Source organism: Solirubrobacter deserti (assembly GCF_027587175.1).
Taxonomy (GTDB): Bacteria; Actinomycetota; Thermoleophilia; order Solirubrobacterales; family Solirubrobacteraceae; genus Solirubrobacter; species Solirubrobacter deserti.
Genome location: NZ_JAPCID010000027.1, coordinates 1 through 23,996 on the forward strand (window position 1 = coordinate 1; position 23,996 = coordinate 23,996).

Here is a 23,996-nt window from a genome sequence, read left to right on the forward strand (position 1 = left end):
CGCGCGCGCCGCGCCGGCGCGGGCCGCGCGGGCCCCGCCGGACTCGGACGCCAGCCCCACGGTGCCGTCGCACGGCCCGCCGTTGTCGGCCGGGCACGCGACGCGCAGGCCCGCGGAGCCGTCCGGGCCGAGCGCGAGCTTGGAACCGGTCGCCGATGACGCGCTGGGCGGCGCGCCCGGGCGCACGGCCCGGACGCCCTTGCCGTCGATCGCGCTGATGACGGTGATCGGCGAGGTCGTGTCGACGCGGAACGTCCACACGGCGGGCGTCTCGTCCACGTTCCCCGCCTTGTCGGAGGCGCGCGCCTCGAAGCGGTGCTCGCCGTCGGCCAGATCGGGGGAGCGGAAGCTGGCGTCGCAGGGCGCGAACGGCGCGTCGCCGAAGCGGCACTCGAACGTCGCGCCCGGCTCGTTGGCGCGCAGCTGGAACTGCGGACGCGTGTCGGTGGTGAGCTTGGCCGGACCGGACGCGATCACCGTGGTCGGCGCGAGCGTGTCGATCGCGAACGAGCGCGTGGCCGGCGTTTGGTCGGTGCCGAACTGGTCCTTGGCGCGCACCTCGAGCTCGTAGGCGCCGTCGGCCAGCGGGCCGGGACGATAGTCGCTCTCGCACGCGGTCCACTCGCCCGGAGCGAAGCGGCACTCGTAGCTGATGCCCTCGTCCTTGGACGCGACCAGCTCGAAGCGCGGCTCCGGGTTCGTGCCGAGCCCGTTGGGGCCGCCGTAGATCGCCGTGTTCGGGATCGAGCCGGCGATCGAGCGCACCTCGACGGACGCCTTGGAGGTGGCGATGTCGGCGATGCCGGTCGACGTCAGGCCCGCGAACTGCGTGGCGTCGTGCGCGGCGGAGGCGGTGGAGACCGCGGTCCGCTGGCCGTTGCGGTGGGTGACGGCGAAGTGCTGCTCGCCGAACCCGTGGCCGGCGACCGTGAACGGGCCGGTCCAGGTGTGCACGCCGTCGGCGATCGCCGGGCTGGCCGTCGAGAGCCCGCTGCTCGTGCCCGGCGTGTAGTCCCACGCGCCGTCGCTGTCCACCGCGATCGAGCCGACGGGCAGCGCGGTCGCGTTCGGGTTGCGGACGGTGAGCACGAACGCGTTGTCGTCGAGCGGCTGCACCTGCGTCTTCGCGGGAGCGAGCGCCACCGTCATCGGGACCACGCCGTCGGGCCCGAAGGCGCCGACCGACGCGCGCGACGTCTCGCCCTGGGCGGGTGCGGTCACGCTCCAGGCGATGCCCACGCCGTGCGCGGCGACCGTGCCTTCGCACGCGCAGCCGTTGCTGAGCTCCGCGCCGGCCTTCACGCGCGCGAACAGGCCGGGGCCGCTCTCGTGGCGGGCGTCGGGCGTGAGCGGCAGCAGCGCGGCCAGCGTGCGGCCCGTGGCCAGCTCGCCCTCGCACGCGGCCATGCCGGTGGCGACGTCGCGCAGCGAGCGGCGCTGCTCCTCCGGCCCGATCGCGCATTCCGCGGCGCGGTAGACCGTCGCCGTGCGGGCGCTGCCGGTGTCGTTGACGAGCGCGGTGTCCGTGCGGTACCAGCCGCGGCCGGCCTGGTAGGCGTCCGTCTGGCGGAGCTTGACGCCGGTGGCGCCGAGCGCGACCGTCGTCACGAGCTTGGCCACCGCGCCGTCCACGGTCGCGACCTGGCTCACGGGCGTGAACGCGGTCGTGCCGGGGAGAACGTCGGCCGGGCCGTAGACCGTCCCGCCGAGCGCGACGAACGTGCCGCACGCGCCGCCGGTCTCGGCGAACAGCGGGATCTCCCGCACCGCGCTGCAGCGCAGCGTCTTGTCGACGCCGAGGAAGTCCAGCGGCACGCTGTTGGCGGTCAGCACGCCCTTGATGGCGATGACCTCGAACTCGAACGTGACCGCGTTGGAGCCGTCGTCCTCGACGATCAGCTTGACGGTGTAGGTGCCGTCGTCGGGGTAGGTGTGCGAGAGCTTGGGCTCACCGACCGTCGTCTGGCCGTCGCCCCACTCCCAGCGGTACTCGACGATGCGGCCGTCGGTGTCGGCCGAGAGCGAGCCGTCGAACGCGAGCGTCAGCGGACCCGTGATCTTGGCGTCGGCGTTGGCCGTCGGCGGCACGTCGAACCACGTGAACACGTCCGCGCCCTGCGCGCCGTTGCCGTCGGCGAAGTCGTCGATCATGGCGGCGGCCGCGGTCGAGAGGATCGCGCGGCGGCCGTCGGCGCTGAGCGCGATCCGCTCGAACGGCGCGGTCGCGCCCGAGGCCACATGCGACGTGCGGTCCTTCGCCAGGTCGCGGCGGAACAGGTCGCCGTCCGTGGTCGCGTACAACAGGAAGCGGCCGTCGTCGGAGAGCCCGTGCAGCGTTGCCTCCGCGATCGTCGTCGTGCCCACCTTGACGTCGGCGCCGGCCTGGTAGGCGACCGTGCTGCCCGCCAGGCGCGGGTTGGTGCCCTCGCCGATCTGGATCTCGGCGCCGTCGCCGCGCCGGTAGATCACGCCTTCGCGCTCGTACGCGACGACGGTGCCGTCCGCGCTGAGCTGGGCGTTCGTCCCGGTGCCGACCAGCTTGTCGTCGAGGCGGAGCTGCTCGCCCTCGGAGAACAGCACGTGCCCGTTCTGAACCGCCACCGGCGCGCCGCCACCGACGCGGTCGAGCGCGCCGGTCGCGACGTCGTACGTGTACGTGCCGTGCTTGCTCGGGTCAGCCGCCTCCTCGGAGCGGAACGCGACCGTCTTGCCGTCGTCGCTCAGGAACGCCGGGCCCGCCGGCCCGACGCGCTTCGTCGTGCTCGACTGCACGTCGCGCAGGTACAGCTGGTCGGCGGCCGTGAACAGCGTGAAGCGGCCGTCGTCGCTCAGGCCCAGCGCCTGCGCGCCCTCGGCGTCGGTGATGGCCACGAGCGCGCCGCTCACCAGGTTGCGGCGGAAGATGGTGCCCGGCGCGCCGAGGTCGGAAGCGGCGGACTCGAAGAGCGCGTACTCGCCCGCGATCGGGCCGGCGGCGCTGGTGGCGTTGGCGCCGGTGGTCTCGGTCCCGGCCGCGCGGCTGGCCAGCGTCAGCTGGTGGTTGACCGGCACGACGCGGTAGTCGACGCTGCGGGTCGTGGTGTTCCCGGCGCCGTCGGTGGCGGTGACGGTGAACGTCTTCTCGCCGGGCGTCTCGGTGTCGAACGGCTCGCCCGAGGCGACGTCGCCCTGGCACTGCTTGACGCCCGAGCCGCCGAAGTCGCGGCAGCTGTAGTCGGCCAGGTAGAAGCGGTCGGCGCGGTAGATGCCGCCGTCGACGGGCGTGTCGATGGCGATGTCGGGCGCGATCGAGTCCTCCCCGGAGACCGCCGGGGCGATCCAGGCGTAGCCGTCGGCGCTCTCGGCGTTGCGGTCCGAGAAGCCCGCGAGCACGTTGGAGGCGGTCGTGACGTAGGCGGCGGTCTGGCCGGCGCTGCTCAGCGCCGCGCCGGTGATCGCGCCGTTCGGGCCCTGGTCGTCGAGATCGGTGAGCGCGGAGTACAGATGCGTGCGCAGGTCGACGCGGTAGACGGCGCGCTGGCCGTCCTGGATGGCGAGCGCGTGCGTGAGGTCCGTCGCCGTGGACGCGATCAAGGCGTGCTTGCCGTCGGCCGACAGGGCCAGCACGTCGCTGTCGGCGTTGCCGCCGTACCGGAGGTCGTCGCCGACGGTGATCAGCTCGGGCGGCGCCTCGTCGTCGGCGGGGTGGCGCCGCACGTACGCGTCCAGGCGGTTGACCCGGCCGAACCCGCCACGGTGGGCCACCGCGGCGAACGCGACCGTCCGGCCGTCGGCGCTGAGCTCGGCGTTGCCGGTCGGCCCGTCGGCGCCGTTGGTATCGCTGGCGGTGAGGTGGGAGGCGAGCGTCGGCGCGGCCGCGTCGAGCGAGCGGCGGTAGACGTCGGCCTCCGCGGGGCCGTTGCGGTCCCTGAACTCGTCCATCACGTCCGTGGCCGCGGAGCTGAACAGCACGACGCGGCCGTCATGGCTCACGCCGCGCAGCCGCACGGACATCTCGGCCTCGCCCGTGGTCTCCGTCGCGCTGCCCAGTCGGCCGTCGACGAGCTTGGTCGTCGCGGTCTGCGCGTCGTGCACGAAGACGCTCGGCTGCTCGCCGTTGCGGTCGATGAAGCCCGGAACGAGGTCGGTCGCGCGCGACTCGAACGCGACGTGGCGGCCGTCGGGCGTCATCCGCGCCGCGAGCGCCTCGTCGCCGATCTCGCCGCTCTCGCCGGTGGTGCGATCGAAGCGGAAGAGGGTGTCGGCGTCGTCGGCGACGAGCACGTAGCGGCCGTCGTCGGAGACGGCGACCGGGGTCCCCGCGCGCACGGCGATCGTGCGGCGGTTCTGCATGTCGCGCAGCCGGACGGAGGACCCGGCGCGGAACGCGACCCAGCGGCCGTCGGCGCTCGCGACCGGCGTGACCGCGTCGCCGTCCTCGTCGACGGACACGAGCTCGATCTCGCCGGCGATCAGGTCGCGCCGGAACACGTCGGCCCGGCCGTCGGTGTCGGCCGTGTCGGTGATGTCCGTCGCGCGGGAGCTGAAGACGGCGTAGCGGCCGTTGCGCGCGAGCGCGACCTCGCCCAGCTCGCCGTCCGCGCCCTCCGTGCCCTTGCCGTGCGCGGCGCTGATCAGCGTCGTAGTGCCACGGTCGGGGCGGCGCGCCCAGTCGATGAACTCGGGAACCTCGTACGGGTTGCAGGCGACGCGCCGCGCGGCGCCGCCGTCGGCGTCCACCACGGCCACCTCGCCGTTGCAGGTGTGCTGGTCGCCGCCGACGCCCGTGAGGCCGAACGCGATCCGCGTGCCGTCCGGCGACCACGCCGGCTCACCGCCGGCGACGCCGGGGGACGTGTACAGGACGGAACCGCTGCCGCCGCCCGCGCCGATCTTGCGCAGCTCCGGCGGCCCGGGGTCGTCGTCGTCCTCGAGCGGCGTATGGATGTAGGCGATCTCGGACCCGTCGGGCGACCAAGCGGGCGACGACTGGCTGTAGCCGCCGCTGGTCAGCCGCGTGGCGGCACCGCCGGTGACCGGGGCGCTGTAGATCCTCTCGCGCTCGTTGAAGTCGGGCTGCGCGGTGAACGCGACGCGGTCGCCGTTCGGCGACCACTTCGGGCGGTGCGGCTCGACCACCCCGCTGATCGCCAGCTTGCGCGGCGCGCCGCCCGCGACGTCGATGACGTAGAGCGCGCGGTCGCTGTCGAGGTCCTCGGCGCTGAAGATCAGCTGCGAGCCGTCCGGGGACCACGTCGGGTCCTGGACGTCGACGACGGTCGAACCCTCGTCGTCGAGATAGAGCACCGCGGGCTCGCCACCGTCGGCGGACACCACGGCAATCCGCGTCTGCTGGTACTCACAGCCCTCGCAGTAGGACTGCTGCCCGAACGCGACGCGGCGGCCGTCGGCCGAGACGGCGATGCCCGCCGGCACCCAGCCCCCGCCGATCCCCGCGAGCGTGCGGGAATTCGTGCCGTCGCGCTTGATCACGCGAAGGTCGTTGGCGCGGTCGACAAAGGCGATGCGGCCTTCCTGGCCTGGGTACGCGGCGTGGGCGGCGGTGCCGCCGGCGGCGCATCCCAGCGCCGCAAGCAAAGTGGCAAGGCCCGTTATGCGCGCGAGCCATCGCGAGATTCGTCCGTGAAGCACGGCGGCAGAGTGCGCCGAGCGCCTTGCCCGACGATTGCCGCAACCTTGCCCGCAGCTAAACTCTAAGGCTCGACTCAACGGTCAGGTACGTCGCTGCGCAGCGCGATGCGTATCGTCCCGCGCATGGGCTTCGACCAGTACCACGAGCCGCCGGAGGAGCTGCCGGCGCGAACCAGAACCTTCGCCCGGTTGTGCGCCTCGCTCACGGAGGAGGCGGAAGCGATCGGGTGGTATGAGCAGCGTCTCGCGGTCGAGCAGGACCCGGAGGCGCTGGCGGTGATGCGCAACGCGCAGACCGAGGAGTTCAAGCACTTCGCGATGGACCTCGAGTTCCTGCTGCGGCGCACGCCCGTGTGGCGAGAGATCGCGCGCGGAATCCTCTTTCAGGAGGGGGACATCGTGGAAGCGGGCGAGGAGGCCGAGGAGGGCGCCGGGCTCGGCGGGTCCGGTGGCGGCGGGCAGGTCGGCTCGCTGGGGATCGGGAGCTTGAGGGGAGCGGGGCTGTGAACCATCTGCTGCGCGAGCGCGCGCCGATCACCGAAGAGGGCTGGGCCGAGCTCGACCAGAGCGCGCGCGAGCGGCTCGAGCCGGGGCTGGCGGCGCGCAAGGTCGTGGACTTCTCCGGTCCGCACGGGTGGGACTACAGCGCGACGAACCTGGGCCGCATCGAACCGCTGCCCGACGGGGGAGACGGCCTGACCGCCTCACGCCGGCGCGTGCTCCCGCTGGTCGAGATGCGCGTGGAGTTCGCGCTCTCGCGTTCCGAGCTCGACGACCTCGAACGCGGGGCCGAGGACATCGACCTCGAGCCGCTGGAGGTCGCCGCGCGGCGGATGGCGCGCGCCGAGAACCGCGCCGTCTTCCACGGCTGGGCGTCAGCCGGCTTCGAGGGGATCGCCGAGTCCTGCACGCACGACCCGGTGACGCTCTCGGACGACTTCAACGCCTACACCGGCCAGGTCGCCGCGGCGGTCGAGACGCTGCTGCGCAACGGCATCAAGGGGCCGTACGCGCTGGCGCTCGCCCCCGAGCAGTACACGGGCGTGGTGCAGGGCACCGAGCACGGCGGCTACCCGCTGTTCGACCACCTGCGCAAGATCCTCCAGGGCGGGCCGATCGTGTGGGCGCCCGGGATCAGCGGCGCGGTGGTGGTGTCCCTGCGCGGCGGCGACTTCCTGTTCGAGTCCGGCCAGGACCTCGCGCTCGGCTACAGCCACCACGACGCGCAGTCGGTCTACCTGTACCTGGAAGAGAGCTTCAGCTTCCGGGTGGCGACGCCGGAGGCGGCCTGCGCCTTGACGCCGCCGAAGTGATCACCAGCCGCTCGCGCCGCCGGCGCCGCTCGGCCCTTCCCCGCTCGACCCCTCGGCCCCGCCGCGCCCCTGCTCGCGCTCCTCGTCGGTCGGCGGGAAGAGCTTCGCGTCCCAGCCGACCGGCGACGGCACCGGGCTCACGCGCGGGATGCCGCACGTCGTCAGCAGGTGGCTGACCACCGTGTTGCTGTTGGGCCCGTACCACTCGTACTTGATCTCGGCGTCGCCGATCCGGATCAGCTCGTCGGCGAGGTGGTCGCCCTTGCCCATCGCCGCGCTGCCGCTCAACGCACGCACGCTGGCCGCCCGCGGGTCGTAGTCCTGGAACGTCTCGGCGGTGTAGAGCCCGTGGTCGATCTCGATGTACGACAGCACGCCGCCCGCGAGGCGGCCGAGGTACTTGCCGCCGCCGTCCGGGCCGGCCCGGTACCCGTACTGCACGCCGCGCTCGTTCGTGTAGACGATGAACAGGTGGTTGGCGCCGAGCCCGGTGGGGACCGCGCACACGTCCACCGCGCAGCGCTCGGGATCGGCCCCCGCTGCCTGCGCGGCCTCCGCCTCACGGGCCAGATAGCGCCCGAAGGCCTGGTTGCCCATCGCCCCGGCGAGCGCCCGGACGTCCGTGTGCGGCGTGCGCCGCACGTCGGGCGCCGCCTCATCCGGCCTTCGTCGCGGCAGCGTGTGCGGGCGTTCGAACGGCATTGGGCACCTCCCGTCAACTGACATGGCCTGTCGGTCCGCCAGACGGAACCCGGGCGCCCGCTATTCCCCGGGCGTGTAGCCGTGCGCGGCCGCGGCGGCGTGGTGCGCGTCAGACCGGGTCGTCGGCGCCGATCAGGCGCTCGAGCCGGACCGTCGGGTTGCGCTGCGCGAAGCGGTCGAGCACGAAGCGGTTCGGGAAGACGGCGACCTGCGTCCCGTCGGCACGGACGAAGACGTCGGTGTGGCCGCTGTCGGCGAGGACCTTGGCCGCGCCGTCGGCGTCCGTGCGCCGCGCGGCCTTCCACTCGAGCATCTGCAGGCTGACCTCGGCGCCGAACTCCGTGCGCAGGCGCTCGACCGCGACCTCGAACTGCATCGGGCCGACGCCGGCCAGCACCGGGACCGGGTCCTGCGTGTGCTCGCGCCGCAGCACGTGCACGACCCCCTCCTGGTCGAGCTGCTCGAGCCCGCGCCGGAACTGCTTGTGGCGGCTCACGTCCCGGTTGGAGACGGTCGCGAACGATTCGGGCGTGAGCGTCGGGATCGCCGGGAAGCGGACGTCGGCGCCGAGGTGGAGCGTGTCGCCGACGCGGACGTCGCCGCCGATCACGACGCCGACGACGTCCCCGGGGAATGCCTCGTCGAGCGAAGAGCGGTCCTGGCCGAAGACCTCGTGCGCGAAGCTCAGCGCCAGCGTGCGCCCGGTGCGCGCGTTCGTGACGCGCATGCCGCGCTCGAAGCGGCCGGAGCAGATGCGCACGAACGCGACGCGGTCGCGGTGGCGCGGGTCCATGTTGGCCTGGACCTTGAACACCAGCGCCGCGAACGGCGACTCCACCGCGCGCGGCGTGCCGTCCTCGAGCGCGCGCGGCTGGGCCGGCGGCGCGAGCTCGCGGACGGCGTCGAGCAGCAGGCCGACGCCGAAGTTCCACGCCGCCGAGCCGAACAGCAGCGGGATCAACTCCCCGCGCCCGTACGCGTCGGCGTCGAACGCGCTGTCGGTCGCGTCGATCAGCTCGAGCTCCTCCTGCGCTGTCGCCCAGGCCGGGTCGTCCTCCGGCCCGCGGTCGGTGACGATGTGCTCGAGCGCGATCCCGCTGCCGCCGGTCACGCGCGTGAACTCGTGGAAGGAGCCGTCGCGCCGGTTGATCACGCCGCGGAACTCGCCGGGCGCACCGACCGGCCACGTCAGCGGCGCGAGCGGCAGCTCGAGCTGCTCGGTCAGGTGGTCGACGATCTCCAGCGGCTCCATGCCCGGGCGGTCGTACTTGTTCACGAACGCCATCAGGGGGATTCCGCGCGCGCGGGCCACCTGGAACAGCTGCTCGGTCTGCGGCTCGACGCCGCGCGCCGCGTCGATCAGGATCACGGCCGAGTCGACCGCCGCCAGCACCCGCAGCGTGTCCTCGGAGAAGTCCTTGTGGCCCGGGGTGTCGAGCAGGTTGAAGACGACGTCCGCGTACTCGAAGCGCAGCACGGTCGAGGTGACCGAGATGCCGCGGCGGCGCTCGACCTCCATCCAGTCCGAGGTCGCCGCGCGGCGGCCCTTGCGCGCCGTCACCGAGCCGGCCTCACCGACCGCGCCGGCGTACAGCAGCAGCTTCTCGGTCAGGGTCGTCTTGCCCGCGTCCGGGTGCGAGATGATGGCGAACGTGCGGCGGCGCGCCGCCTCGTGCACGACGCGTCGGCTGTCGGCATCCACTCAGTGCAGATTACGAACCGCGCTCGGCGCCAGCGCGGCCACGATCGCTTCCGGCTGGCTGAGCGCCGCGAGATGCCCACCCGGCGTGGGCACGACGTCGAGGCCGAGGCGCTCGTGGGCGACGCGCGCCTGGAAGTCGTAGGGGAAGAAGCGATCCTCGCGGGACGCCAGCACGGTGGTCGGCACGTCCGGCCAGCGGTCGAACGCGCACGGCTGCGCGAACGCGATGTCGGCCTCGGGGCGCTGATGGGAGGCCCCGGCGGCACCGACCTCCGGCGGCACGTCGTGGAGCAAGTGCGCGTGCTCGTCGAAGTCGGCGGGGAACTCGTGGCCCGTGTTGTCCCACCACTGGCCCGGCGTCTCGCCCGGCGCGGGAACCATCGCGTTGAGGAGCACGAGCTGCTCGACGGGTAGCCGGTCGCACACGCCGAGCGCTGTGAAGGCCCCCATCGACTGGGCGACGAGTGTCACGCGATCGGCACCGGCCGCGGCGGCGAGCACGATCCGCTCGTACTCGCGCAGGCCCGCGGTCGGGTTCGCGCCGGGCAGGTCGACGGCGATCGCGGTGTGGCCGGCGGCGGTCAGCAGCGGGACGACGCGGTGCCAGTACCAGGCGGCGCCGCCGGCGCCGGGGATCAGGACGAAGGTGGTCACGCGGATAAGACGCCGCGCGCCGCGCGAACTCATCGGACGCGCCGTGCCGCGCCGCGCCGCCGCTCCGTGTCTCCACGGCCTGCTGCCGCCCGCGGCTAGTTGCTTCGATTTCCGAAGTCGCTAATATTTCGTGCGTGAAGCAGCTCACCCACCATGAGTGCGTCGCCGCCGACGTAGCGCTCAGCAAGGCGTTCGGCCTGCTCGGCAAGCGCTGGACCGCGGTCGTGCTCGGCACGCTCGGCGCCGGTGGCCCCACCGGCTTTCGTGAGCTGTCGCGGGCGGTGGGCGGGATCTCGGATTCCGTGCTGTCCGATCGCCTCACCGAGTTGACGCAGGCCGGCCTCGTCACCCGCACCGTCGACGAAGGTCCGCCCATCTCGGTCACCTACGCGCTCTCGGAGCGCGGCGCCGCGCTGATGCCGGCGTTCGATCAGATCTCCACTTGGGCCCAGGAGCACCTCTAGCCATGGCCGACTATGGACACGAACTGGTCTTCGGCACCTTTCTCACGCCGCAGGCCGCCAACCCGGAGAGCGTCGTCGCGCTCGCGCAGCTGACCGAGCGCGCGGGACTCGAGCTCGCCACCTTCCAGGACCACCCGTACCAGTCCGCGTTCCTGGACACGTGGACGCTGATGACGTGGGTGGCCGCCAACACGGAGACGCTGAAGATCTCCCCGAACGTGCTCAACGTGCCGCTGCGGCTGCCGTCCGTGGTGGCCCGCAGCGCCGCCAGCCTCGATCTGCTGTCCAAGGGCCGCTTCGAGCTCGGCCTCGGCGCGGGCGGCTTCTGGGACCCGATCGTCGCCATGGGCGGCCCGCGCCGCACTCCCGGCGAGGGGGTCACGGCGCTCAGCGAGGCGATCGACATCATCCGCCAGCTGTGGGACGTCACCACCCGGCGCGGCGTGCGCGTGGACGGCGAGCACTACAAGGTGATCGGCGCCAAGCGCGGGCCCGAGCCGGCGCACGAGATCCCGATCCACCTCGGCGCGTACAAGCCGCGCATGCTGCGGCTCACGGGGGAGAAGGCGGACGGCTGGCTGCCGTCGCAGGCCTACATGCAGCCGGGCGACTTCGCGCCCGCGAACGCGCGCATCGACGCCGCGGCGGAGGCCGTCGGCCGCGATCCGCGCGAGATCCGGCGCATGCTCAACGTCAACACCGACGACGTGGACCAGCTGGTGGAGCTGGCGCTCGAGCACGGCTTCTCCACGTTCATCCTCGGCAGCGACGACCCGTACGCGATCGAGCGCTTCGGCCAAGACGTCGCGCCGGCAGTGCGCGAGGCGGTCGCGACGGAGCGAGCCGCGCGGGGGACGGCCACCGGCCCTTTCGGTCGTAGCCCAGCCGTCCGCGCGCAGCGGCTGCCGGGCATCGACTACGACGCCGCCCCGGTCGCGGCCGTCGAGCCGGGGGACCGCGCCTACGGCAAGGTCCGCTCGTCGTACTCCTACAAGGGCTCGCCCGGGCTCGTCCTCCAGCCCAAGACCGCCGAGGAGGTCTCGCAGGCGCTCATCTACGCCCGCGAGCAGGACGTCCCGCTGGCCATCCGCAGTGGCGGCCACGGCATCTCCGGGCGCTCGACCAACGAGGGCGGCGTCGTCATCGATCTCGGGGCGCTGAACGGCATCCAGGTCGTGGGGGACAAGGCGCTGCTCGGCCCCGGCGCGCGCTGGGGCCACGTCGCAGCCGAGCTGGGCAAGCACGGGCTCGGGATGAGCTCGGGCGACTACGGCGACGTCGGCGTCGGTGGGCTCGCCACCACCGGCGGGGTCGGCTTCATGTCGCGCCTGCACGGGCTGACCATCGACCACGTCACGGGCGCGCGGGTCGTGCTCGCGGACGGCCGCATCGTGGACGCCGACGAGGAGCTGCTGTGGGCGCTTCGCGGCGCGGGCGCGAACTTCGGCATCGTCACCGAGTTCGAGCTCGAGCCGTACCCGGTCGGCAACGTCGTCTTCTCCTCGATGGCGTTCGACGCGAGCCGGCCGGCCGAGGTGCTCACCCGCTGGGGGTACCGGGTCGAGAACGCGCCGCGCGAGCTGACGAGCTTCCTCAACCTGGTGACGCAGCAGGGCGGGCCGGTCGCGCAGCTGTACTCGGTCTACGCGGGTGAGGACACGGACGCCGCGATCGAGGCGCTCACGCCGCTGCTGGACATCGCGCCCGTGCTCGACCAGCAGGCGCAGCTCGTCCCGTACCCGGCGGTCGTCGCACCGCGCGGCGGCCTGCACATGGGCGGCTCACCGACCGCGGTCCGCGCAGGGCTGGCCACGCACCTGTACGAGCCGACGGCGCAGGCGCTCGAGGATCTGCTTGCGACGCGCGAGTCCTCGTGGCTGCAGGTGCGGGCGGTCGGCGGCGCGGTCAACGACATGCCGGCCGACGCCACCGCCTATGCCCATCGCACGCAGAACTTCAGCGTCAACGCGGTCGGGCGCAGCTCGATCGAGCGCCTCAACGCGGCGTGGGACGAGCACGTGTATCCGCACATGGACGGGCTCTATCTAAGCTTCGACACCGACCCGCGGCCCGAGCGGCTGCTGGACGCGTTCCCGGAGCCGACGCTCTCCCGGCTGCGTGAGTTGAAGGCGAAGTACGACCCGGACAACGTCTTCCGCCAGAACTTCGCCATCGAGCCGGCGGGCTCTAGAATTGGTGTCAACGCGACCCCGTGAGGATTGACGATGGCTGAGAAGAAGAAGAACGCCAAGATGGCGAACCGCAACGTCGGCGTCGAGGTCATCAAGGATGACGGCGACAAGTACGTTGTGCTCCGCAATGGCGCGAAGGTCTACGGCGGCCGCGGCGTCGTGCTGGCCGAGGCCGTCCGCCTCGCCACGAGCCTCCAGGAGGGCGCCGGCATCGCCAAGATCGAGGGCGACAGCTGGACGCCGGGCAAGGTCGACGACGCCGGCGAGTTCGTCGCCTTCCAGGCCGCATAGACATTGAAGGTGGGGCAGCCCTTCCGCCCCACCCCGATCATCCCACCTTCACGAGCCGCGCGGCTGGCGAGCGTTTACCAGCCGCGCCGCTGGCCGAGCGCCTGCAGCTGCTGCTCGACGGTGCCACGCAGGTGGCCGCCGCCCGTCGGGATCGAGAACCACGAGTACGCGTCCCGGCCCTCGCTGAACCAGCCGCCGCGCGTGTCGGCCTCGAAGATCACGCGCGTCTCGTGCGGCCCGCCCAGGAAGGTCACCTCGAGCTCGTTGAAGCGCCCGCGGTACTGGCCGCCCGCGTAGAACTCGATCTCCTGGAAGAACGGCAGCGTGCCGTTCGGCAGCTGGCCCTGCTCGACGTCCGCGCCCTTGAACTCGAACCCGAGCGACTCGAGCGCCTCGATCAGCGCCTGCTGACCCGGCGTCGCGTGGACCTGGATCGGGTCCAGGTCGCCGCGGTCGATGCCGCGCGCGACCTCGAGCTCGGTCCGCACGCCCATCGAGACCCCGCGCAGCGGGCGCCCGCCGATGTGCGTCAGCGGCGTCTCGTACGGCACCTGCAGCTGGAACGGGAACTCGTGCTTGTCCCCGGGCCGCACCGTCAGCGCGCCTGTCACCTGGTTGGTCGCGAACGTCTGGTTCGAGCGCCATTCGCTGTCGCCGCTCTCGACCTCGACGACCGTCTCGAGTGCAACGGTGATGCGCTCGATCTCCTGCTCGACGTCGCCGCCGTCGACTTTCACGACTCCGGTCACTCCATCGCCGGGACGCACGGCCTGGACGGTCAGGACCGCGTCGACCGTCGCCGCGCCGGCACCCATGGCTGCCTTGAGCTTCTTGAGCATGGGCTGAGCCTACGTCACCGCAGGTCGAGATCGACCAGCTGTCGACGTGGGGCCCGACCGCCCGCGGAGTGAGACGACGCGCCCGGGTGAGCGCTCGGCCACCGGACTCGACCACGAACCCGCCCGCGGTCAGGACATGCGGGCGAGCCTAGGTTCAGGCACGCCACGTGCGGTTGTGGGAAACCGGCAGCAATCGCGCGGGATCTACGCGCCACGCGAGCGTTCACCAACTCGGGAAAAGCCCGAGTTCGTGAACGCTCGCGCGCGGCGTCAGCGGCTACGCGCCGGCGGTGCGGCGGTCGCGCTCGGCGCGGAATGCCGCGATCGCGGCGCCGGCCCCCGCGGCGGGCCCCGGGACCCACAGCCGGCGGCGCGGCGTGGCGACGGGCTCCTCCTCGAGCTGCGGCTCGACCGGGTCGGGCAGCGGCGCCAGGTTCGGGCGGCGCGCGGCGACCGTCGAGCCCTCCATCGCCGCGGCGATCTCGAGGTGGTCGATGTCACCCGCGGCCAGCAGGGCCTGCGTGAGGCGCTCGAGCTGCTCGCGGTGCTCCTCGACCAGCGCGATGGCGTCGCGGTAGGCGTCCTCGACGATGCGGCGGACCTCGCTGTCGGCGGTCGCCATCGACGCGTCCGAGCGCACGCCGACGACCTGGCCGACGGCGGCCGACAGGCCGTACTCCTCGACGGCGCTGCGCGCGATCGAGTTGGCCTTCTCGAGGTCGTTCGCCGCGCCCGACGAGACCGTCCCGTTGATCACGTGCTCGGCGGCGCGGCCACCGAGGATGTAGATCAGCTGCTCGTGGATGTGCTGGGCGGTGTGCAGGGCGCGGTCGGAGCGGCCGATCACGGCGAAGCCGGCGGCGCGGCCGCGCGGGTTGATCGTCGCGTGCAGGGTCTTGTCGACCGTCGGGCACAGCTCGGCGCACAGCACGTGGCCGGCCTCGTGGTAGGCGACGGTCTCGCGCTCGCCGGCGGCCAGCATCGCGGACGCCTTGCGCGGCCCGGCGACGACGCGCAGGAAGCCTTCGAAGAGGTCCTCGTGGGTGATCGAGCCGCGCTCGGCGCGGGCGGCCATGATCGCGCCCTCGTTGAGCATCTCGGCCAGCTCGGCGCCGGACGCGCCCGCGGTGACCTTCGCCAGCAGCGGCAGGTCGACGTCCTCGGCCAGCGGCTTGCCCTTGGCGTGCACGCCGAGGATCGCCAGGCGGCCGTCTTCGGAGGGCGACGAAACGTGGATGTGGCGGGAGAATCGGCCCGGGCGCAGCAGCGCCGGGTCGAGGGTGTCCAGGCGGTTGGTGGCGGCGATGACCAGCAGCCGCTCGTTGCCGGTGAAACCGTCCATCTCCACCAGCAGCTGGTTGAGGGTCTGGTCGGCCTCGCGATTGCTCTGGCCGCCGTCGGCGCCGCCGCCGCGCTTGGCGCCGATCGCGTCGACCTCGTCGATGAAGATGATCGCGGGGGAGCTCTCGCGGGCCTTGGCGAACAGGTCACGCACGCGGCTCGCGCCCACGCCGACGTACATCTCGACGAAGTCCGAACCCGACATGGCGTAGAACGCCGCGCCCGCCTCGCCCGCGACGGCCTTGGCCAGCAGCGTCTTGCCCGTGCCGGGAGGCCCGTAGAGCATCAGGCCGCTCGGCATCTTCGCGCCGAGCCGGCGGTAGGCCTCGGGGCGGGAGAGGAACTCGACCAGCTCGGCCGCCTCGAACACGGCCTCGTCGCAGCCCGCGACGTCGGCGAAGCGCACGCTCGGCAGCGCGCCCTGCTGCTCGGCCTTCTTGGTGTGGGTGTTCATGGCGCCCGCGGCCTTGGCCTGCGCGCGCTGCAGGTACAACACGAGCCCGACGACGAGCAACAGGGCCACGATCAGCACGAGCGCGCTCCACGGGAAGCTCCCGCGGGAGCTCACGGACACCTGCGCGCCGGCGCTCGAGAGCCGCTCGGCGAGGCCCTCGTCGGTCGGGGAGTAGCCGACGACATGCCGCTTGCCGTCCTTGAGCTCGACCTCGACCTTGCCCAGCACCGGCTTGAGCGTCGCGGTCTTGACCTCGCGCTCCTGGACCGACCTGCGCAGGTCCGAATAGGTGTACGGCTTCGGCGCGGTGGCGGGGCCCTTGGTGAGCGAGGCGATGCCGAACACCAGCGCCAGCAGCGCGAACCCGAGGACGACGGCGAGCACGACCGGGTTCCGACGGAGCTTGGAGGGCATGACCCCATGGTCGGGCGTCCGAGCGGGAAGCTTGAGGGTGCCGCCCCCCAAACGGTTAGTTCGGATCACCGCCGCGTCAGGGAATCGACCGCCAGGCGCGCGATGCGTCCGAGCAGCGCGTCGTCACCCGGCGCGGGGGGCGTTCCCTCGGGCGTGCGCACGCAGACGGCGACCGCGTGCCGGTGCCCGTCGCGCTCCACGACCCCGATGTCGTTTCGCAGCCCGGGCAGCGTGCCGCTCTTGGTCGCGACGCGCCAGCCCGGCTCGAGGAACCCGGCCGCGATCCGGGGCCGCAGCGCCTGCCGGTGCAGCAGCGCTCTCAGCTGCGCGCACGCGTCGGCGCTCGCGGCCTCGTCGCTCCAGACGAGGGCGAGGAGCCGCGTGAGGTCGCGCGGGGTGGCACGGCTGACGGGCCGCTCCGCCTCGCCGGCGATCGCGGCGAACAGGTCGCGGCAGCAGCCGTGCAGGGACGTGGCGCGCAGGCCGAGCGGCGCCAGCGGTTCGCGCAGCGCGGGCTCTCCACCGAGGGCGTCGAACAGCGCGTCGGCGGCGGCGACGTCGGAGACGGTGAGCGAGAGCACGGCCAGGTCGCGCAGGGAGATCTCGACCGGGTCGGACAGCATCGCCAGCCCCGGAGAACCCGGCGTGCGCTCGGCGCCCACGCGCACCCGCTCGGTCAGGTCGCGTCCGGCGTCGCCGGCGCGCAGGAGCGCCAGCACGAGGTGCACCTTGAACACGGACGACAGCACGACCGGCTCGTCGGCGCCGATCGCGACCTCGCGCGACGGGTCGTCGAGATCGAGGACGTGGACCTGGCCTTCGGCCCCGGCCGCCGCGAGCACGGACGCGATCGTGCGCTCGACGCTCATCCCAGCAACCCCTCCGGCGGCGGGTCCTCACGGCGCGCGGGTGGGATCCAGCCGCCCGTGCCGACGAGCGCCGCGCGCGCGGCGCGCGTGAACTCGGCCGCGCCCGGCAGGTCGGGATCGGCGAGCAGGACGGAACAGCGCGCGGTGAGCGGCGCCGCCAGCGGTCGCCAGCGCAGGCCGGCGGCCTCGACGGGCGGGCGCTCGGTGAGCAGGACGGCGTCGCCGGCGAGCACGAGCGCGCGCGCCCACTCGGCGTCCGGGGCCGGCGTCGTCTGCGCCGGCGACCACCCGTGCGCGGCCAGCCCGGCGAGCAGGTCCTCCGTGCCCGCGGCGTCGACCGGCCGCACGAGGGTCCGGAGCTCGAGCTCGGGCGGTGCGATGTCGGCCTGTGCTGCGAGCGGATCGTCCGCGCGCAGGAGCGCCCCGAGCCGCGCGGTGAGCGTGAGCGCAACCCCGCCGGTGAGCAGCGGTGCCGGCTGGCGCACGAGCGCCGCGTCCAGGTCGCCGGCGGCGAGCTCGCGCCGCACCTCGGCCGGGCCGCGCGGAGCGATCTCGAGGGTCACCGACGTGGCGCCCCGGAACGCGCGGTGGAGCGCGGCGACGATCTCCGCCGGAAAGTCCGGCGCGACGGCGGCGCGCAACGCGGGTCGCTCGGCCTCCGCGACGGCCTCGGCCACCAGGACGCCGAGACCGTCCGCGCGAGCGAGCAGGGCCCTGGCCTCCGGGAGCAGCGCGCGGCCGGCCGGCGTCAACGCGACGCGCCGGCTCGTGCGGTCCAGCAGGCGCGCGCCGAGCGCGGTCTCCAACGCGCGCACGCGCTGGGACAGGGGCGGTTGCGCCATGTGCAGGCGCGCCGCCGCCCGGCCGAAGTGCAGTTCCTCGGCGACCGCGACGAAGCAGCGGAGGTGACGCACGAGGTCCATCGAGACTCAAACGCTATCGATCACCGATACCGAAATCGATCTTGGTGCGGTACGAACTTGGTGTTGCCGATCACGGGACCCGCTGATGGGGTGCGGCGATGCATCGAGTTGTCCTGCTTCTGGCGGTGCTGCTGGCGTTCGCCTCGCCCGCCGCCGCCCACACCGACCTCGAACGCCACTTCCGCGAAGCCGGGACCACCGGCACGATGGTCGTCGAGCGCTCCGGCCCGCAGCCGCGCACGTGGATCGTCGGCGGCGCGCGCAGTGCGCAGCGCTTCATCCCGTCTTCGACGTTCAAGATCCCGAACGCCCTGCTCGCCGTCGACCTGCGGGTCGCGTCCGGTGCCGACCAGCCCTACCCGGGGCCGAACCCGAACTTCGAGGTCGACGGCGCGCCGTTCCTCCCGGCCGCCTGCGAAGGCGACCTGACGCTCGCCACCGCGCTGATGAACTCGTGCATCCCGATCTTCCAGCGCATCGCCCGCCGGATCGGCCTGCCCGCGTACCGCCGCGCGGTCGACCGCTTCCACTACGGCAACGAGGACCTGCGCGGCGCGGTCGAGGACCGCTTCTGGCTCGACGGACCGCTCGCCATCTCCGCCCGCGAGCAGGTCCGGTTCCTGCAGAGGCTGCAACGCGAGTCGCTGCCCGTCTCCCGCCACGCGCTGCGCGACGTGCGCGAGATGCTCGTCCTCCAGCGCGACCGCTGCGCAACCCTGCGCGGCAAGACCGGTTATGTCTTCACGACCGCGCCGCGCGTGGGCTGGTGGGTCGGTTGGGTCGAGCGCGGACCGAGGACATGGACGTTCGCGCTCAACCTCGATATCACGCGCCCCGATCACGCTGCCGCGCGCGTGACGATCGGCAAGGCGATCCTGCACGAGCTCGGAGCCAAGACCACATGCTGAGACGGACCCTTGTGACCACCTTCGTCCTGGCGGCCATCGCGGCTCCCGCGCAGGCGGCGCCGCTCTCGCGCACCGACAAGGCGCAGGTCGAGCGCCTCGCGCGCTCGCTCGGCGCCAAGACGAGCTTCGTGGTCACCGACACCAAGGGCCGCACGCTGGCTGCCGTGCGCCCCGCCACGCGCCGCCCGCTCGGCTCGGTGACGAAGCTGTTCACCTCCAGCGCCGCGCTGCTCGGCCTGTCCGCGCCGCCGAGCACCGCCGTCGAGCTCGCCGGGACGCTCGGGCCGGACGGCACGCTCACCGGCGACATCGTCCTGCGCGGCGGCGGTGACGCCGGCCTGGACGACACCGGCCTCACCCGGCTGCGCGACGCGGTCACCGCGGCCGGCGTCCGTCGCATCACCGGCCGCGTCGTCGGCGACGGTTCACTGTTCGACGCCGCGATCGGCGGCCCCGCGACCAGCGGCGGCTTCGACCAGGAGTTCGACGGCGTCGTCGGCGCGCTCAGCTTCGAGCACGGCCGCGCGACGCCCGGCGGCCCGTACCAGACCGACCCCGCGGCGGCCGCGGCCGCCCACTTTGACGATCTGCTCGAGGCGGTCGGCGTCGTGATCCCCAACGGCGCGGTCTCCGGCACGCGCCCGCCGATCCCGCCGCTGGCGACCGTCGACGGCGACCTCGCCGAGCTGATCAAGACGACCAACACGGACTCGAGCGCGGTGACCGCCGAGACGCTGGGCAAGCTGCTCGCCGCCCGCGGCGGCCGTCCCGGCACGAGCGCGGCGGGCGCGGACGCGGTCGAGGCCGTCGTCGGCACGCACCTGAAAGTGCAGCCGCGACTGGCCGACAGCGCGGGCTTCGTCGCGGGCTCGCAGGCCACGCCGCGCGACGTCGCCCGGTTGCTGCGCCAGATGGACCGGCGCCCGACGTTCCGGCGCTCACTCGCCAAGGGCGGCGAGGGGACGCTACGCGGCCGCACCGTGCCCAGCGGGTGCCGGGCGAAGACGGGCACGCTGCGCTCGGCCAAGACGACCACGCTGGCCGGCATCTGCCGCGGCCGGATCTTCGCCGTCCTCACCGTCGGACCCGCCACCGAGCGCGCGCGGCGGGTCCACGACCAGATCGCGGGCGTGCTCGGACGGCGCTAGAGCCAGCCCGGCAGCACGAAGATCGCCCACGCCGTGACCGGGGCGATGATGATCATGCTCATGCCCCACTGCAGCAGCCTGCGGTAGACGCGGTCGCGCCGTTCCTCGGGTGTGTTGGCCACCGTCAGCGCGCCCGAGGTCGAGAACGGGCTCGAGTCCACGACCGAGGACGCGATGCAGAGCGCGATGATCACGCCGACGGCGCCGATCTCGCCCTGGGAGAGGAACGGCACCGCGAGCGGGATCAGCGCCGCGAGGATGCCGGTGGTGGACGCGAACGCGCTCACCGCCGCGCCGATGAAGCAGATCAGCAGCGCGGTGATCAGCGGGGTGCCGACGTCGGCGACCGTCTCACCGAGCCAGTCGATCGTGCCCATCTCCCGCAGCAGCTCGACGTACATCACGATGCCGCAGATCAGCAGCACGGTCGGCCACGCGACCTTGGCCGCGGCGTCCTTGGTGACGTGCGGCATCAGCAGCGAGAGGACGACCGCGATCGTGACGGCGATGAAGGCCGGGTTCCAGTCGATCCCGGGCGCGACCGCGAGGCCGACGAGCGTGACGATGCCGACCAGCGTGATGACCCGCTCGCGGTTCAGGCCCGGGGACTCGGCCGCGACGTCGACGGCGCCGCCGCCGATCACCGGCTGTCCCGTCTCGGTCCGCTCGCGGTTGAAGCGCTCGGTCGCCTCCGGGTCCGTGTCCACGCGGCGCGTCAGCAGCTCGCGCCCGCCGAACAGGAAGAACACGACGATGCTCAGCACCAGGTTGAACAGGTACGAGGAGATCCACAGCAGCGTCGGGTTGCCCTCGAGGTTGGCGTCGTTGACCACGCCATTGGTGATCGAGCCGAACACCGAGATCGGCGAGAAGCCGCCCGCGGTGGCGCCGTTGATGATCAGCAGGCCCATCAGCACCGGGTTGATGCGGTAGCGGACGGCGAACCCGAGGCCGATCGGCGCCATGATCGCGACGGCGGCCGGGACGACCGCTCCCACCCAGGTCAGCACCGAGGTGACGAGGAACATCACCCACGGGATGAACGCCACGCGCCCCCCGACGCCGCGTACGGCAGCGTGGACGAGCCAGTCCACGGTGCCGTTGTTGTTGGCGATCGCGAACAGGTAGGTGACGCCGACGAGGATGATGAACAGCTCGCCGGGGAAGCCGGCGAAGATCGTGTCCTCGTCCGTGCCGATCGCCGTTCCGACGATGAACGCGGCGGCGATGCCGAGCAGGCCCATGTTGATCGGGCGCAGCGTGCCGATGGCGAAGATCGCCACCAGCACGAGGATCGATACGACTTCCTGAGACATCTCGCTCTCCTATTCGAGTGCGTCCCGGACGATTTGCACGGGGTGGCGCGCCGCGCGCCCCGTGCCGTGCTGGATCTGCTGGCGGCAGGACACGCCCGTCGCCGCGATGAGCGTCTCCGCGGGCTCTCTCCGGACCGCGGGGAACAGGCGCAGGGCGCCGATCCGCATGGACAGCTCGTAGTGCTCTGACTCGAACCCGAACGAGCCCGCCATGCCGCAGCAGCCGGCGTCGAGCTCGACGACCTCCGTGTTGGGGATGCGCTTGAGCAGTTGCACCGTCGAGGCCGTGCCCGCGAGTGCCTTCTGGTGGCAGTGGCCGTGGAAGACGATCCGCTGCGGCGTGTCGTTGCGCAGCGGCAGCTCGCTGTCGAGCAGCAGCTCCTCGACCAGCCGCGTGCGCTCCGCGATCCCGCGGTCCCCGAGCAGCTGCACGTGCTCCTCGCGCAACGTCATCAGGCAGGAGGGCTCGCAGCCTGTGATTGGGCCCTCGGTCTTGAGCAGGCGCTCGGTCAGCGACTCGGCTTTCGCGCGCGCGTCGTCGAGCAGGCCCTTGGAGATGCTCGCCCGCCCGCAGCAACCGGCGTGCTCCAACCGCACGTCGTAGCCCGCGGCGGTCAGCAGCTCGATCGACGCGCGGCCGACACCCGGCTCCGTGAAGGTCGTGAACGAGTCGGCGAGGAACGTCACGGGGCGGCCCGTGCGGCGCGCGCGCTTGCGGTTCCAGCGGATCAGGTTCTCGCGCTCGAACACCGGGCGCGGGCGCTTGCTGGTGATGCCGAGCAGGCCGGTCGGCGCGGGCAGGTTCGAGAGCGGCGCGAACGCGCTGCCGAGCCGGTTGAGCGTCCGGATGCCGGCGAACACGCGCGAGCGCAGCGGCGTGCCGTGGATGGCGTTGTAGTGGCTGAGGAACTCGCTCTTCATCGACGCCATGTCGACGCTCAGCGGGCATTCGCTCTTGCACGCCTTGCACTCGAGGCAGAGGTCGAGGATCTCGTGCAGGCGTTCGTCGCCCATCGCCTTGGCGGGGTCGGGCTCGGAGAGCGCCTTGACGAGCGCGTTGGCGCGCCCGCGCGTGGCGTGCTCCTCCTCGCGCGTGGCCATGTAGGACGGACACATCACGCCCTGCCCGGTCTTGCGGCAGGCGCCGATGCGCTGGCAGCGGTCCGCGGCGGCGTACATCCCGCCCTCACCGAAGTCGAGGTGGGTGACGAGCGGGTTCGGGCGCTTGGGCAGCGTCGCGTCGCGCAGGTCGGCCGTCATCGGCGCCGGGTCCACCATCACGCCCGGGTTGAGCCGGTTGTGCGGGTCGAACAGCGTCTTGACCTTGCGCATCGCGCCGTACAGCTCAGGGCCGAAGATGCGCTCGTTGAACTCCGAGCGCACGCGGCCGTCGCCGTGCTCGGAGGAGTTGACGCCGTCGAACTCGGCGACCAGGTCCTTGATCTCCTCCGCGACGGTGCGGAACGTCTCGACGTCCTCGGACAGGTCGATGAACGGGCGGATGTGCAGGCAACCGACCGAGCAGTGGCCGTAGAACCCGGCCTCGAGCCCGTGGCGGTCGAGGATCTGCGCGAAGCGCTCCACGTAGGGGCCGAGCCGCTCGGGCGCCACCGCGGTGTCCTCCACGAACGCGGCCGGACGCTTGCGGCCTTCCGACGACGCCATCAGCAGGCCCAGGCCCGCCTTGCGCACCTTGGTCAGCTCGTTCTGCTCGGCGGCCGTCTCGGCGCGCAGCGTGTGGTAGCCGTGACCGTGCTGCTGCCAGGCGGCGGCCAGCGCGTCGAGCTTGCCGCGCACCTCGTCGTCGGTGTCGCCCGCGAATGAGACGAACAGCAGCGCGCCGGGGTCGCCCTCCAGCCGGTCCGACAGCTTGCGGTACTCGAGCTTCGCGCGCGAGAGGCTGAGGATCGTGCGGTCGATCATCTCGACCGCCCACGGATGCAGGTCGAGCGCGTCCTGCGTGGCCGCGATCGCGTCCGCGACCGACGCGAAGTGCCCGACCGAGAACATCTTCGCCTTCGGCAGCTCGACCAGCCGCACCGTCGCCGCGGTGACGATCGCGAGCGTCCCTTCGCTGCCCACGATCAGCTTCGAGAGGTCGAACGGCTCCATGCGATCCAGCCGGTAGCCGCCGGACTGGCGCCAATGCTTGGGATAGTCCTCGGCGATGGCGCGCGCGTGCTCGCGCAGGATGGCCTTCACCGGCTCGTCGAAGGCGTGCGTCGAGTCGCGCGAGAACGTGGCCTGGCTGCCGTCGGCCAGCACCACCTCGAGCTCCTCGACGTGATCGATGGTCGTGCCGTGCACGATCGACTCCGACCCGCTCGAGTTGTTGCCGATCATGCCGCCGAGCGTCGCCCGGTTGGAGGTACTCGTGTCCGGCCCGAAGCCGAGGCCGAACCGCTTGGCGGCGCGGTTGAGGTCCTCCTGCACGACCCCCGGCTGCACCCGCACACGGCGCGCGTCCGGATCGATCGCGTCGATCACGTTCATGTGGCGGGAGAAGTCGAGCACCAGCCCGCGCCCGCCGGCGGTCTGGCCCGCGAGCGACGTGCCGCCGCCACGCGCCACGACCGGCACGCCGCGCTCGGCGCAGATCCGCACCGCCGCGCTCACGTCTTCGGCGGTGCGCGGGAACGCCACCGCCGCCGGCTCGACCGCGTACGCGCTCGCGTCGGCGGCGAACAGGTGCCGCGTGTACTCGTCGTCGCGGACCTCTCCCACCAGCTCGCGCCCGAGCGCGAGAGCCAACTCCCCCATGACGACTCAGTCCCCGCTCCGGGCAGGGCACCAAACGTCGAGCGGGCACGCGCGTTCAAAACCGGTCGGTACAGA

The 23,996-nt window shown here is 72.8% G+C and carries 16 protein-coding genes and 1 pseudogene; 7 read left to right on the plus strand and 10 right to left on the minus strand.

Annotation, left to right across the window (positions count from 1 at the left end):
• The coding region (locus OJ962_RS18610; protein WP_270006526.1) for a PKD domain-containing protein at nucleotides 1–5,472 on the minus strand (5,472 nt) is incomplete at its 3' end.
• A 282-nt stretch (nucleotides 5,473–5,754) separates the two neighbouring features.
• Between OJ962_RS18610 and OJ962_RS18615 the strand changes: the two are divergent.
• Nucleotides 5,755–6,057, plus strand: a pseudogene (locus OJ962_RS18615) (ferritin family protein); the annotation flags it as partial.
• Between the two features lie 77 nt (nucleotides 6,058–6,134).
• Nucleotides 6,135–6,944, plus strand: a complete 810-nt coding sequence (locus tag OJ962_RS18620; RefSeq protein ID WP_202951993.1) for a family 1 encapsulin nanocompartment shell protein — start codon at nucleotides 6,135–6,137, stop codon at nucleotides 6,942–6,944.
• Here the strand turns inward: OJ962_RS18620 and OJ962_RS18625 are convergent, their stop codons facing one another.
• The 3 genes from OJ962_RS18625 to OJ962_RS18635 form a co-directional block, all read right to left on the minus strand.
• Nucleotides 6,945–7,646: a hypothetical protein gene (locus OJ962_RS18625; protein ID WP_202951994.1), complete on the minus strand. Its 702-nt coding sequence runs from the start codon at nucleotides 7,644–7,646 to the stop codon at nucleotides 6,945–6,947.
• Between the two features lie 109 nt (nucleotides 7,647–7,755).
• A complete protein-coding gene (locus OJ962_RS18630; RefSeq protein ID WP_202951995.1) occupies nucleotides 7,756–9,348 on the minus strand; it encodes a peptide chain release factor 3 in 1,593 nt (530 codons plus the stop codon).
• Nucleotides 9,349–10,002 carry an alpha/beta fold hydrolase gene (locus OJ962_RS18635; protein WP_202951996.1) on the minus strand — a complete coding sequence of 218 codons (654 nt, stop codon included), beginning with the start codon at nucleotides 10,000–10,002 and terminating at the stop codon, nucleotides 9,349–9,351.
• Nucleotides 10,003–10,136: 134 nt separating this feature from the next.
• Between OJ962_RS18635 and OJ962_RS18640 the strand changes: the two genes are divergently transcribed.
• Genes OJ962_RS18640 through OJ962_RS18650 form a run of 3 tightly spaced genes read left to right on the plus strand, consistent with a single transcriptional unit; the run spans nucleotide 10,137 to nucleotide 12,949 of the window.
• A complete protein-coding gene (locus OJ962_RS18640) occupies nucleotides 10,137–10,466 on the plus strand; it encodes a winged helix-turn-helix transcriptional regulator (RefSeq protein WP_202951997.1) in 330 nt (109 codons plus the stop codon).
• Between the two features lie 2 nt (nucleotides 10,467–10,468).
• Nucleotides 10,469–12,682, plus strand: coding sequence for an LLM class flavin-dependent oxidoreductase (locus OJ962_RS18645; RefSeq protein WP_202951998.1), 2,214 nt, complete (start codon nucleotides 10,469–10,471; stop codon nucleotides 12,680–12,682).
• 9 nt (nucleotides 12,683–12,691) lie between these two features.
• The gene (locus OJ962_RS18650; protein WP_202951999.1) at nucleotides 12,692–12,949 is read left to right on the plus strand and encodes a hypothetical protein; all 258 of its coding nucleotides are present in this window, start codon (nucleotides 12,692–12,694) and stop codon (nucleotides 12,947–12,949) included.
• Between the two features lie 74 nt (nucleotides 12,950–13,023).
• On the opposite strand, the gene OJ962_RS18655 is transcribed toward OJ962_RS18650, so the two are convergent.
• The 4 genes from OJ962_RS18655 to OJ962_RS18670 form a co-directional block, all read right to left on the minus strand.
• A complete protein-coding gene (locus tag OJ962_RS18655) occupies nucleotides 13,024–13,788 on the minus strand; it encodes a sporulation protein (protein ID WP_202952000.1) in 765 nt (254 codons plus the stop codon).
• 277 nt (nucleotides 13,789–14,065) lie between these two features.
• Nucleotides 14,066–15,997, minus strand: coding sequence for an ATP-dependent metallopeptidase FtsH/Yme1/Tma family protein (locus OJ962_RS18660; protein ID WP_202952001.1), 1,932 nt, complete (start codon nucleotides 15,995–15,997; stop codon nucleotides 14,066–14,068).
• 65 nt (nucleotides 15,998–16,062) lie between these two features.
• Complete coding sequence (locus OJ962_RS18665) at nucleotides 16,063–16,866, minus strand: serine hydrolase (RefSeq protein ID WP_202952002.1); 804 nt, start codon at nucleotides 16,864–16,866, stop codon at nucleotides 16,063–16,065.
• On the minus strand, nucleotides 16,863–17,789 hold the full coding sequence (locus OJ962_RS18670) for a LysR family transcriptional regulator (RefSeq protein WP_202952003.1): 927 nt from the start codon (nucleotides 17,787–17,789) through the stop codon (nucleotides 16,863–16,865). The genes OJ962_RS18665 and OJ962_RS18670 overlap by 4 nt, the downstream gene beginning before the upstream one ends.
• Before the next feature lie 98 nt (nucleotides 17,790–17,887).
• Here OJ962_RS18670 and OJ962_RS18675 point away from each other — a divergent pair, with 98 nt between their 5' ends.
• Together OJ962_RS18675 and OJ962_RS18680 are read left to right on the plus strand one after the other, a co-directional pair.
• A complete protein-coding gene (locus OJ962_RS18675) occupies nucleotides 17,888–18,697 on the plus strand; it encodes a class D beta-lactamase (protein WP_202952004.1) in 810 nt (269 codons plus the stop codon).
• Between the two features lie 11 nt (nucleotides 18,698–18,708).
• Nucleotides 18,709–19,845, plus strand: coding sequence for a D-alanyl-D-alanine carboxypeptidase (locus OJ962_RS18680; protein ID WP_202952005.1), 1,137 nt, complete (start codon nucleotides 18,709–18,711; stop codon nucleotides 19,843–19,845).
• Here OJ962_RS18680 and OJ962_RS18685 read toward each other — a convergent pair.
• Nucleotides 19,842–21,161 carry an SLC13 family permease gene (locus OJ962_RS18685; RefSeq protein WP_202952006.1) on the minus strand — a complete coding sequence of 440 codons (1,320 nt, stop codon included), beginning with the start codon at nucleotides 21,159–21,161 and terminating at the stop codon, nucleotides 19,842–19,844. The genes OJ962_RS18680 and OJ962_RS18685 overlap by 4 nt on opposite strands.
• A 9-nt stretch (nucleotides 21,162–21,170) precedes the next feature.
• Nucleotides 21,171–23,921, minus strand: coding sequence for an FAD-binding and (Fe-S)-binding domain-containing protein (locus OJ962_RS18690; RefSeq protein WP_202952007.1), 2,751 nt, complete (start codon nucleotides 23,919–23,921; stop codon nucleotides 21,171–21,173).
• Nucleotides 23,922–23,996: the final 75 nt, after the last annotated feature.